General features: G+C 27.9%; 11 protein-coding genes. All 11 read right to left on the bottom strand.

All coding sequences use genetic code 11. The features are described from left to right. Window position 1: 1 nt before the first annotated feature. Complete coding sequence (locus RWQ73_RS02165; protein ID WP_314406491.1) at window positions 2-790, bottom strand: energy-coupling factor transporter transmembrane component T; 789 nt, start codon at window positions 788-790, stop codon at window positions 2-4. Beyond that, window positions 783-1,670, bottom strand: coding sequence for an energy-coupling factor transporter ATPase (locus RWQ73_RS02170; RefSeq protein ID WP_314406492.1), 888 nt, complete (start codon window positions 1,668-1,670; stop codon window positions 783-785). Before RWQ73_RS02170 ends, RWQ73_RS02165 begins: the two co-directional genes overlap by 8 nt. Then, window positions 1,655-2,476 carry an energy-coupling factor transporter ATPase gene (locus RWQ73_RS02175; protein ID WP_314406494.1) on the bottom strand — a complete coding sequence of 274 codons (822 nt, stop codon included), beginning with the start codon at window positions 2,474-2,476 and terminating at the stop codon, window positions 1,655-1,657. The genes RWQ73_RS02170 and RWQ73_RS02175 overlap by 16 nt, the downstream gene beginning before the upstream one ends. 247 nt (window positions 2,477-2,723) lie before the next feature. After that, on the bottom strand, window positions 2,724-3,521 hold the full coding sequence (gene truA / locus RWQ73_RS02180; protein ID WP_314406495.1) for a tRNA pseudouridine(38-40) synthase TruA: 798 nt from the start codon (window positions 3,519-3,521) through the stop codon (window positions 2,724-2,726). 426 nt (window positions 3,522-3,947) lie between these two features. After that, window positions 3,948-5,396 (bottom strand): LPXTG cell wall anchor domain-containing protein, encoded by a 1,449-nt coding sequence (locus RWQ73_RS02185; protein ID WP_314406496.1) that lies wholly within the window; start codon window positions 5,394-5,396, stop codon window positions 3,948-3,950. Between the two features lie 539 nt (window positions 5,397-5,935). Then, window positions 5,936-6,247 (bottom strand): hypothetical protein, encoded by a 312-nt coding sequence (locus RWQ73_RS02190; protein ID WP_314406497.1) that lies wholly within the window; start codon window positions 6,245-6,247, stop codon window positions 5,936-5,938. A gap of 226 nt (window positions 6,248-6,473) precedes the next feature. After that, window positions 6,474-8,156, bottom strand: a complete 1,683-nt coding sequence (locus RWQ73_RS02195) for an ABC transporter ATP-binding protein (protein WP_314406498.1) — start codon at window positions 8,154-8,156, stop codon at window positions 6,474-6,476. A gap of 21 nt (window positions 8,157-8,177) precedes the next feature. Next, window positions 8,178-8,897: an ATP-binding cassette domain-containing protein gene (locus RWQ73_RS02200; protein ID WP_314406500.1), complete on the bottom strand. Its 720-nt coding sequence runs from the start codon at window positions 8,895-8,897 to the stop codon at window positions 8,178-8,180. Window positions 8,898-9,065: 168 nt separating this feature from the next. Beyond that, window positions 9,066-9,806 carry an ABC transporter permease gene (locus tag RWQ73_RS02205; protein ID WP_314406501.1) on the bottom strand — a complete coding sequence of 247 codons (741 nt, stop codon included), beginning with the start codon at window positions 9,804-9,806 and terminating at the stop codon, window positions 9,066-9,068. Window positions 9,807-10,082: 276 nt separating this feature from the next. Then, window positions 10,083-10,718, bottom strand: coding sequence for a TetR/AcrR family transcriptional regulator (locus RWQ73_RS02210; RefSeq protein ID WP_314406502.1), 636 nt, complete (start codon window positions 10,716-10,718; stop codon window positions 10,083-10,085). A gap of 306 nt (window positions 10,719-11,024) precedes the next feature. Further along, window positions 11,025-11,789: a class I SAM-dependent methyltransferase gene (locus tag RWQ73_RS02215; protein WP_314406503.1), complete on the bottom strand. Its 765-nt coding sequence runs from the start codon at window positions 11,787-11,789 to the stop codon at window positions 11,025-11,027. Window positions 11,790-11,934: the final 145 nt, after the last annotated feature.

Consider the following 11,934-nt stretch of genomic DNA (forward strand, 5'->3'; position numbering starts at 1 on the left):
ATTATACTACTATTATCAATATTGTAATAACTATTATTAATATATAACTTAAATAATCCAACTTACTGTATTTTAATACTTTATACTTGGTTCTTACCCCTGTAGTAGAGTATCCTCTTACTTCCATCGCAGTAGCAAGTTCATCTGCCCTCTTTAAAGTAGCTATAAATAATGGTATTAGTATAGGAATAAATTTTTTAATTTTTTGTATTAAATTTCCCTCATTAAAATCCGAACCTCGTGAAACCTGTGCATTTATTATTCTATTAGTTTCTTCTAGTATAGTTGGAATAAATCTAAGTGAAATTGATAATACTAGCGCAAAAGTCGAGATTGGCATCCCTACTTTTTGCAAGAAACCAAGACTCTTCTCTATTGCACTTGTTATTTCTGTTGGTGAAGTAGTAGCCATAAAGACAACCATTATCGCAACAACTAAAATAAATCTCACTGTGATTAAAACAATTCCTAAAAGTGCACCACTATAAATCTTCCAACCTAATACTTCATACAATATATTTCCTTTTTTATTAAAAACAAGGTGAATCAATGAAGTAAATAGGATTAATATACTTATAGCTTTTACACTACTAACTAAAAATGTGGGGCTCGTCTTTGATAAGACAACTATTACCATCAACATTAGAAACAAGATAAAAAATTCTGTTACATTATACGCTATAAAAATATCAACTAAGTACCAAATTACAAAAAATATTTTTGCTCGTGGATCTAGATTATGAATAATAGTATTTAACGGAATATACTTACTTATCAACGAATTATTCATTTCTACTACTTCCTATCCTATTTTTTAAAGCATTAACTAAATCTTCATATTTCCTAGGAAATACATCTAGTATTATATTACTCGCTTCTAATTTTCGATAAAACTTCAATACTTCTGGTAATTCTAATGAATTCTCCTTAAGAATTTCTTCATCCAAGAAAAGATCCTCTACTTTTCCTTCAAAACTAATCTCTCCATTTTTTAGGACAAAAACTTTATCCGCATATTCCAATACATAATCCATATTATGAGTTACAAGCACTATCGTCATATTGAATTCTTCTTTAAGTCTTTTCACCATACCCATAATTTCTTCACGACTCTTATAGTCCAAAGCTATTGTAGGTTCGTCTAATATTAGTACTTTTGGTTCTAGGGCTAGTACCCCGCATAAAGCCACTTTCCTCATCTCTCCTCCTGATAATTCAAAAGGCGATTTATCTAAGTAACTTTCGTCAAGTCCTACTAAATTTATCAATTCTTTTGCTTTCAAGATAGCCTTATCTTCTGCTATCCCATAGTTTAAAGGAGCAAAGATAATATCCTTTAACACACTCGTTTCGAATAATTGTTGCTCAGAAAACTGGAATAATACAGCAACATCATGTCTTAATGTTTTTAATATTTTGGCTAAGTTTATTTTTTCTTTTTTACTTTTCGGATTTGTAATTAATACATTATTTACCATTACTTCTCCGTGTATAGGTAATAATAATCCATTAATATGCTCTATAAGGGTAGATTTACCACTACCCGTTTTACCTACTATAACAGTATAACTACCTTCTTCTATCTTCAAGTTAACATCTTTCAATACTTCTCTTGCATATGGGGTTTTGTAATTATAAATATAGTTTACATTTTTTAAACTAATTTGCATATTTTCTTCACTACACTCCCCTCATCTTCTTCTATTTTAAATATTTCTTGATTTAGGTAATTATTTAAATCTCTTTTAATTCTTTCTATAAAAGGTACTTCCAAACTATATTTTTCTAAAGTTGTTGTATCAGAATATAAGGATGCGTAATTTCCTTTATAGACTATTTCTCCATCCTCTAATATAACAATATCATCTGAATAAACACTCTCTTGTGCGTCATGAGTAATCGAAATTATAGTTATTCCTTCTTCTTTATTAATTTTTTTTATATATTTTAAAATAGACTTTTTAGCTTTAGGATCAAGCATACTTGTGGCTTCATCCAATATTAAAATCTCAGGATTTAAAGCAAGTGAAGATGCTATTGCCACTCTCTGTTTTTGTCCACCTGATAGTGATGTGGGTTCGTATTTTCTATAATCTGTCATATCGACAATTTCTAATACTCTACCTATTATCTCATCCATTTTTTCTTGAGGAACATTTCTATTTTCAAGACCAAATGCAATATCTTCTTCTACAGTAGAACCTACAAATTGGTTATCAGGGTTTTGAAAAACAATAGCTATTTTATTTTTTATATCATCATAAATTTCTTTACTATACTCTTTATCATTAAACAGAATTTTACCAGAAGTAGCTAAATTCTGTCCATAAATCAACTTCATAAGCGTTGATTTTCCACTTCCATTTTTTCCTAAAACACTAAGCCAGCGACCTTCTTTTATTTCTAAATTTATATTTGATAATGCAGTCTTTTTAGAACTAGAATACTGAAAAAAAACATCTTCAAATTTTATCATTTTATTACCTAATTTTCTACAGAATATCTTTTTATTATATCAAATATCCCGAACTTTCTCAAACCAAATGGGGATAATCCTAAAGACCTAAATTTTAACAAAGTGTATATGAAAATTCATAGACGCAGTGATTTATTGATATCTAAATTCACTTTTTAAAAGCTTTTTAGATATCTAATAAACTATGTGGGGGCGACTCTGAAAAATCAATTTCTATGAAATCACGATTTTCGAGTCGCTCCATCTGTTATTTATTACAATATATGTTTAAATTATTATTAATGAACTCATTTATTTTATCATCATCATACATTACTTCTTTTAAATACAATCCTGCTGCATCTGCCTTAGGACCTGCAAATTGGCGTTCTTTTTTATCTAAAATTTCTTTTATATATGTCGCTTCATATTTTCCAGCAGCTACATTTTGTATAGTTCCTATAATTATTCTAACCATATTATATAAAAAACCATTTCCTGTTATTTCAAAATTTACGATATTAGGATTAATTGGATCTCGCTTCATAGTTAAACTATATATCGTTCTCACTTTATCCTCAACACTAGAATTTTTCGAACAAAATGATGAAAAATCATGTTCTCCAATGAAATATTGCAGTGACTCCTGAGCTTTTTCAAAATCAAAGTCAAAACTATGTTTTCCTACATAATTCAATAAAAATGGATCCACTTCTCTGCCAATATATAATTTATAATAGTATGTTTTTTTCGTGCTATTATACCTAACATGAAAATCTTCTGAAGCTGTCGTCGCCGCTACTATTCTTATATCTTTTGGAATAGTAGCATTTAACGCCTTAACCCAAGCTTGATTAGGAATATTCAACTCTGTATCAAAGTGTAATACCTGACCATAAGCATGTACTCCACTGTCAGTTCTTCCACTCATATAAAGTCGTACATCTTTTTTATTAATTTTCTTTAAACTTTTCTCGATTTCTTCTTGGATTGTATTATTATTTGGTTGTATTTGAAATCCATGGTAATTACTACCATCATATCTACAAAGTAAAACTACTCTCACTATTATCTCCTACATTTTCAATCTTTAATATTTTCCCTCTTCTTATAATCTATATAAACTACTCGACAATTTATATAGAAATTATATTGTTTACTTTTCTCCCTTTATTTTCAACTATACAGAATTTATAATATATTAATATCTCTATATGATATTATAACACATCAAATTACTTTCTATAAATCTTAACCTTAATAAAAATACTCTCTAATTAAAATAATACCGAAATTATTTGTTTCTGAATATAAAAATAATATCAAACTTAAAGAAAGTAAGAAAAAATCTAAGCAGCAAAATGCTGCCTAGATTTCTAATGCGATTTTTTCCTATGCCCCGAACTTGACAAAGAGCCGAAAACTAGAATATACATTTCTAATTTTCAAGTCTATTTTCTTTAAATTTCTCTACTTTTGGTATAAATAGATTCTACTGTTTTTGTTTTCTTCTAATAGCTATTACAATTCCTAAAGATAACAATGCAATGCCGAATGTACCAGTTGTTTTTAGACCAGTTTTCGGTAAATCTTCATTTTCTTTTTTTATATTTTCACCTTTTTTATTACTTTGATTGTTAACTGTTCTAGTTTTTGTAACTTGTATACTTTCTCCATTATATTCAGCTTTTACTGGAGTTACTATTTGAACACGACTTTCTAAGTCTTTTGCTCCTACTCTAATTCTCTCTAAAATAGTGAATTTACTAAAATGGTTTATTTTAAATTGAACTACTCCATCACTAAAACTGCTATCCACTTTTTCTAAAACATTATTCTCCGCTATATGATATACTTCAAGCTTTGCAGAATTATTTTTTACTACTGATACTTTAACTGTACGTTCAGCATTACTATCTAGCTTCTTACCATCTTTTTTAAAGTGAATTTCAAAAACTTCGACAACCTTATATTCGTTACCCAATTTTTTGATAATTTCTTTATTAAGATTTTCATCATTTATAGCACCTACAAAGACCTCATCAGCTTTTATCTTATTTTTATCAAAAGATACATTAACATCGCGTCCTGACAATTTTGATGATAAAACATGATTATCTGCTACAGCACTATTTAACAGGTTTTCTTGTTTTTCTGTGGTTTCTTTTCTAGTAGTTTCTTTTTTTAGCTCTTTCTCAGTATTTTCCCTTTCAGAAGATTGTTCTTTTTTAGAAATTTCTTTATTATCATTGTCTTTTGAAACTTCTTTATTGTCTTTTTTATCCTCTGGCGTTTTCTCTTCTTTAGGAACTTCTTTCTTATCTTTATCTTTTGAGGTTTCTTTATTGTCTTTTTTATCCTCTGACGTTTTCTCTTCTTTAGGAACTTCTTTATTGCCTTCAGAAGGCTTTTCTTCGATTACTCTATCTTTTTTCAAATCTTCTTCTAAAATAGTTTTTATTTTTTGAAGATTTTCATTATTAGGATATACTGTTAGTAGATCTTTAATTTTAGTTAACCACAAAACTTTAATTTCATGTTCTTTATTTTTATCCGCTTTAGCATCAGATATTATATGATTTAAAAATTCTCTTCCATCTATAGAATTCCAGTCAACCTTTTCTCCAATAGCTTCTCCAGCAGTTTTATCATCTTTTACTGGCTCTACAGGTTTTTCTGTTGCTTTTTCTACTGATTTCTCTATAGTTTTTGGAGCTACTTCATTTAACTCATCAGGTTTACTAGTTCCTGCTAAGTTCTTTCCTTCTATAGTAGGTTTATTTAAATATCCTTCAGTATCATTATGTTTAGTTTCCACAGCAGGTTTAGTATTATTATCTTGTGCATAAGCTGTTCCAAATGAACCAGCAGAAATACCCATTAAAATACTCGTAACAGCTACTGTAACTTTTTTTACTGAATATTTTTTATTTTTAGTCATAGCTTCCTCCTTTTAAAATCATATAAAGTTTACAAAATTCGCTTTTATATCATTATAATTATAATATAAATGAACAAATTGAGCAAGCATTAATCCTATTTTTGAATTATTAGTATAAAATTCTGTTGGAAATTGTATAAAAAGATTAAAATTTAAATGTCATTTTAATTAATACTAGACAAAAAAATTAGAGATATAAAGCATAGCTCATATCTCTAATTTTTATAAGTATTATATAATTATTAGAATTAGAATCATTAGAAAAATAACAAAATTTAAAATACTAACATCCTATTTTTGTTCCAAAAACTTATTTCCTCTTCTGATTGCATAAATATTATAAATTATTTTCATTATATTATATATACATAAAATCAGCGAGTTATTGCGTTTTCACTAATAAGCAAAAAATAAAAACGAACCAATACAGTGTATCAGTTCATTTTAAAATATTATCTAAGTATTTGTTTTATATTTATCTAGTAAATTCATCCTCAAATGAATTAAACATTTATAATAACATCAGAAAAAAATATCAATTATCTTATACTGTGTTTATTCATTTTTTCTTGGAAAATCTCTGTAATAACTTTACGTAGTTCTTCTTTTTCTTTTTCTGGCCACTCTCCTTCTTGTTGAGCTGCAGCATAAAGTTCAGGATATTCAATAGAAATTCTCTTAACTGTACGAGTCTTCGCATGTTTTCTTACGAAAAATGGTATTTTCTTCATTAATTCTTCAGGAACTAATGAAAGTATTCTCTCTGCAGTTTCTTTATCACTAATTACTGAAAAAGTAAGGCCCTTCTTTATCTGTTCTTGTTCCTGTTCTGTAAAATCTTCTAATCTCATTCTTATTCTCCTAAATATGTATATCTCTTAATTAACGATTATATACTAAGAGTTAGGAAACAACAAATATATTCTACTGATAGAGATTATCAGTATTATAAGTAAATATACAACATTAAACAGATTTATTAAATATATGAACTATATTCTTAAATCATTGAACAATTCACAATCAACTCATCAATTTTGATTTACATTCTATAATATTATATTTTCACTATCAAAGTCATACACTTAACTTAAACAACTTATAAAACTCACCTTCCCTATATATCAAGTCATCAAAAGAACCATCTTCAACAATGACACCGTCTTTCATAAAAATAATTCTATCATATTTTTTCAAAATAGCTTCATTCCACTTGTGTGTGACAACAAGAGCTGTCAAATCTTGGACTTGCAAGATTGAATTTTCAATTTCAGTAGCAACTTGATTATCCAAAGATGAAGTAGCCTCATCTAATAATAAGATTGGTGTTTTACGAATTAAGGCACGCGCAATGCTAAGTCTCTGTTTTTGTCCACCGGATAGATTTGCTCCATTTTCACCACATAAAGTTTGTAGACCTAATTCACTTTCTAAAATATAATTTTCTAACCCAGACTGCTGTACAGCTCGTTTTATATCATCTTCTGCGAAAGATTGATTAAGGGTAATATTCGCACTTAAAGTATCATCAAAAATATAAACATCTTGCTGAACAACAGTCATTAAATTATATAGACTCTCTGACGAAATGTCTTGTAAATCTTGATTATCAATTGAAATATACCCACTTGTTACATCATAAAAACGCAATAATAGATTGAGTAAAGTTGATTTTCCACTCCCTGATATACCTACGATTGCAATTTTTTCACCCTTTTTAATATTCAAAGATAAATTATTAAAAATTTTTTCTTCAGAGTTAGGATAAGAAAAATCAATATTTGAAAAAGAAATAACATCATCGAAATATTCTTTCCTTTTACCAGTTTTAAGTTCTATTACGTCTTTTACCTCAAATGAATTCAGTGTAGCTTGACCTTCACGGAATTTACTTATTCCCATACCAATTTCATTTAATGGCATTACTACAAAATTTACTAGTTGAATAATAGCTGTTACACTTCCAATTGTGGTATGACCATCGAAGACGAGATACATTCCTCCAGCAAAGGCTACTAAAAATACAATCATCCCTGAAAGCTGAGAAATAACATTAGTCAAAATATCAAATTTTCCTTTCATAAAATATATCTCATCCAATTTTTCACTTTTATGACTGTAATCTTGACGAATAACCTCCTTAACATTAAAACTTTTAATAACCAGAAAACCTGATAGAATATCTTTAACCTTAGCTAAATACTTCTGATCGGCAATAATAGCACTATTTTGTAACGAAACTGACATTTTCCCAATAAATCCTGAAATTATCATTGGAATAATGCTGGTAATGATAACCAATAAAGTTAAAAACCAGTTACCTATAAACATAGCTATTATTGAGAAAATTATCAAGGAAAAGTTTTTTGAAATATTAAAATACTGGTACAAATAGTCTTGCTCAATTTTCTTCATATTTTCAGTCAATATAGAAATATATTTTCCTGATTTCTCCTTAGAAAATTCTCTATAATCCTTATCTAAAATTGATTGAAACACCTTGTTTTTATATCTTGACATAATTTTTCTAACAAGTTTATTTCTCAATCGAAGGGATATAAAATTAAGCCCTGCATAGAGAAAAATAACAGTAGCGCCAACTAGTACCGCCTGGGTCAGTTCTTCTCTATTTTGGGACATTCCACTATCAATAATGTCTTTAATAGAATAAGCAAAAGCAATATTAGTTAAAGGGACTAGCATATTAAAGATCATGAAAGCATAATAAAATATTTTATGATTCTTTATCAATTGTTTCATTCTTAATCCACCTCATAATTATTAAATTTTATTTAGAAAATGCGACATAAAGTATTCTTCTAAGTCAATATTCTCTCTCATAATTTCTTTCATAGAGATTTGTTCAATCATTTCTCCATTTTTTATAACACCAATCTTATCTGCTATTTGTGAAATTTCGGATAAGATATGACTTGAGATTAATATTGTAATTCCATGTTCCTTAGAAAGTTTCAGCAAAAGATTTCGAATTTCTTGAATTCCTATTGGATCCAAACCATTGATTGGTTCATCTAAGATTAATAATCTAGGTTTTGTTAAAAAAGCTCTAGCTAGACCAAGTCTCTGCCTCATCCCCAACGAAAACTCTTTTACTTTTTTAGTAGTATTTTTTAATCCTACCATACTTAAGACACTTATTATATCTGATTCATTTATATTTTTCCCCATATACTGAGCATGAATTTTCAAGATTTCTTTTACAGTACAATTTTCATAAAAAATTGGTGTTTCAATAATACTACCAATCTCACTTAAAATTTCTTCTCTATGTTCTTGTAAATTTTTCCCGAAAATTTCAACACTACCAGATGTAATAGTTGATAAGGACAACATACATTTCATTAAAGTTGTTTTTCCGGCACCATTGGGACCTAAAAAACCATATATTTCTCCTTCAGCAATTTGAAGATTAATACCACTCAAAATTTCTTCCTTATCAATAGTTTTAAAAAGTTCTTTTATTTCAACAACATTTCTCATTTCTATACCTCTCTTTCTATATCAGCTCTCAATACGAGATTTTCTTCAGGAGTATAAATACTAACTTATATAATCTCTTCTTTTAAAGTAATTATTAAATGACCGTTACTTATTTTAGTCGTTTCATTTTTATTCCTGAAACAATTCATTCCAGTAAATTAAGTTATACTACTTGATATTAATATCTTTTCTTGAAATATTATAAATTGAAACTGAAGCAATAATTATACTTATGAAGCTAGCAAATATTAAGAATAATGAATTGTCAACAAAATTATTAGTCAAACTTCCCGGAGTTACATTAGATAGTAATGCAGCTAAACCAAGTCCTGAAAGCATTGTTATAGGTGTTGAATACTTAATCATACCTATAACAAAAGGTAATACCCCGATTAATACTGTCCCAAATGAAATCCCGATTAGATTAACTAGTTGATTAACTACTGGGATATAATTTGATTCAGTTAAAACCGAGACTAATTTAATTAATAATTGAATAACTAAATGTGCAGTAAAATGAGCAATAAATGATATTAAAATCACCGATATAACTTTTCCCCATAGTAACTTTATTTTTGAAATAGGGTAAGAAAACAACTGAAAAATTGTTCTTTGTTTAAATTCATCGATAAAAATTGTAGACAATAAATAAGCTTCAAAAATTAAAAATGCTGCTTTTGTAAATAAAGATGAAAACAATGATGTTGCAATTGCCCAATTTTCCCATTTATCAGCAATTCTAAAATTATTAGAACCCTGCCCTACAAATTCTCCCAATTTATTATCCGTACCTAGCCCCATAATTATAATTCCCGTGATACCTAATACTATCAATATAGTAGCAAACCAAGCCAAAAATAATTTAGATTTTGAAACCTTATTTATTTCAATTTTAATAAGCGACAACATAGATTTTTCCTCCTAAAAGTAAATATAGTTTATATTATTTAAACTATTCTGAATACATATTTAAAATAACCGTTTAAATCAAATAAGAGTATAAAACATACCGATGGTATGCTGAGAACTAAAAAATAATACATACTCTTGGTATGTTAATAAGTTTTTTAATAACATACCTGAGTATGTTATTTTTAAAATATCAAATACTTAAAATATATTTATAGAACAATAACTGATTAAATCGATAAAAAGTTATTACTAACAAGCATATAATAAGACTATCTATTTAACACCTTTTAAGTGATCAAATAATTCGAAAATTATCTCCATCATTTCATCAGAAATCAATTGTACCCCTAGTCCATCAAACAAAAGTTTAATGAATTTCATTTTTCTCTTTAGTTCCTCTACTGAATAAACAGAAATTTGAAATCCAATCCAAATATTCAAAGTTAAAACAATCAAATCAGCCAGTTCTTCTGGATATTCTGTTTTAATTGATTCATCTTTAACACCTTCGTAAACTATTTCTCTAATTTCTGATAAAAAATCAGAAAATAAACTTAAATACTGTTCTCCTAACAAACGTGGACTTCTTAACTTTATCGAAGCTGAATATACAAGCCTTTGTTGTTCAAAATTAGAGAAAGCATCCATCAAAGAATTTTGTATTTTTTCTAATCCAGTATCTCCCCTCCAATTATAATTTAGAATTTCTTGATTATTTTCTCTAATAATTGATTGTAATATCTCCTGTTTTGATTCAAAATGATGATAAATAACACCTTTCGTCAATCCATCTAATCCATTTATTATATCTTGTATAGAGGTATTATCAAATCCCTTTTTTAAAAACAAATCTTTAGAAACTTCTAGTATTTTTTTTCTAGTTTCATATGGATTTCTATTCCTTGCCATAATATCTCCTTTCTATCATACCGATGGTATGTAACTTTTATTATAATGTACTAAACTAATAATGTCAAGTTTCTTATTGTTGCTCCTCTTTATTTTTTTAGAGTCTAATCTTACTATTAGTTCAAGTTGTTACACAAAGCAATCTTATACTCTCTCCTCTTTCGTACATCACAATGTATTTACCATTTAATAAATTGCTATGTTGTTGCGTTTTATTTAATCGTTTGAGTTAGAGGAACTGGAATTTAGATTTTAACCCTTACGAAAAATAAAATGGACTATTCTCCTAAAGTATGTTCTATACCATTATAGTTTAATGCAAAGTGTAGCTATATAGTCGTTTCCATAACGTGATAGTCTATGTCTTTTGTCACACGATTCATAAAAATCTATCATAGCAAGACCATTTTTAAGTTGTCCTCGAATCTGCGTTTCTAAGGTATGGCTAAATTCATATCCATATTCTGGGTTTATGGTTAATTTTCCTTCTTCTTCAAGCTCTTTTGAATTAAAAGGTATAGCGAATTTTAAAAGTAATTCTTCACCGGGCTCGTCCCATACAATGTCAGCATCATACATGTATATCCAAGGATTCATAAATCCGACCATTAACAATCCACCCTTTTTCAATACTCGAGAGGCTTCTTTATATATATTTTCTAAATCTTCTACATATACATTTGAAACTGGATTAAAAATAATATCAAATGTTTCATTTTCAAATGGAAATGGTTTTGTCATATCGCCTTGAACTGTGTTTATTTTTAAGCCTTCTCTTTTAGCAACCATTTCATCTCTTTGTAATTGTGATTTAGAAAAATCCATTATAGTTACATCATAACCTTTTACAGCAAAAACTGGTCCCTGCTGTCCACCACCACAAGCTAAACCTAATATCTTTTTTCCATTTGCTTTTTCAAACCATTCTTTTGGAACTTTTTTACCGACAGTTAATGCAACAGAAATTGGATTATTTCTAACTTCATCTAATTGTTCATGTATCAATGGCTCAGTATAGTCATTTTTTACATTATTCCATCTATCTTCATTAAATTTTATATAATTGTTCATCTTATAATCCCCCCATAATTTTTTAGATGTGAGCTATCGTTAAAAAGTATCCGATATATTTTTATTTACGGTACTCCTCTAATTTGAACTCATATTCATTTAGAAGTTGTTTTGAATAAATTTTTTCATTTTTTGAGTTTCTAAC

This window comes from uncultured Gemella sp. (genome assembly GCF_963525875.1).
Classification (GTDB): domain Bacteria; phylum Bacillota; class Bacilli; order Staphylococcales; family Gemellaceae; genus Gemella.

What these genes read in the sequence shown, in the direction of transcription:
- RWQ73_RS02165 (WP_314406491.1), bottom strand. Translation starts at nt 790, where the DNA reads ATGAATAATTCGTTGATAAGTAAGTATATTCCGTTAAATACTATTATT.
- RWQ73_RS02170 (WP_314406492.1), bottom strand. Translation starts at nt 1,670, where the DNA reads ATGCAAATTAGTTTAAAAAATGTAAACTATATTTATAATTACAAAACC.
- RWQ73_RS02175 (WP_314406494.1), bottom strand. Translation starts at nt 2,476, where the DNA reads ATGATAAAATTTGAAGATGTTTTTTTTCAGTATTCTAGTTCTAAAAAG.
- RWQ73_RS02185 (WP_314406496.1), bottom strand. Translation starts at nt 5,396, where the DNA reads ATGACTAAAAATAAAAAATATTCAGTAAAAAAAGTTACAGTAGCTGTT.
- RWQ73_RS02190 (WP_314406497.1), bottom strand. Translation starts at nt 6,247, where the DNA reads ATGAGATTAGAAGATTTTACAGAACAGGAACAAGAACAGATAAAGAAG.
- RWQ73_RS02195 (WP_314406498.1), bottom strand. Translation starts at nt 8,156, where the DNA reads ATGAAACAATTGATAAAGAATCATAAAATATTTTATTATGCTTTCATG.
- RWQ73_RS02200 (WP_314406500.1), bottom strand. Translation starts at nt 8,897, where the DNA reads ATGAGAAATGTTGTTGAAATAAAAGAACTTTTTAAAACTATTGATAAG.
- RWQ73_RS02205 (WP_314406501.1), bottom strand. Translation starts at nt 9,806, where the DNA reads ATGTTGTCGCTTATTAAAATTGAAATAAATAAGGTTTCAAAATCTAAA.
- RWQ73_RS02210 (WP_314406502.1), bottom strand. Translation starts at nt 10,718, where the DNA reads ATGGCAAGGAATAGAAATCCATATGAAACTAGAAAAAAAATACTAGAA.
- RWQ73_RS02215 (WP_314406503.1), bottom strand. Translation starts at nt 11,789, where the DNA reads ATGAACAATTATATAAAATTTAATGAAGATAGATGGAATAATGTAAAA.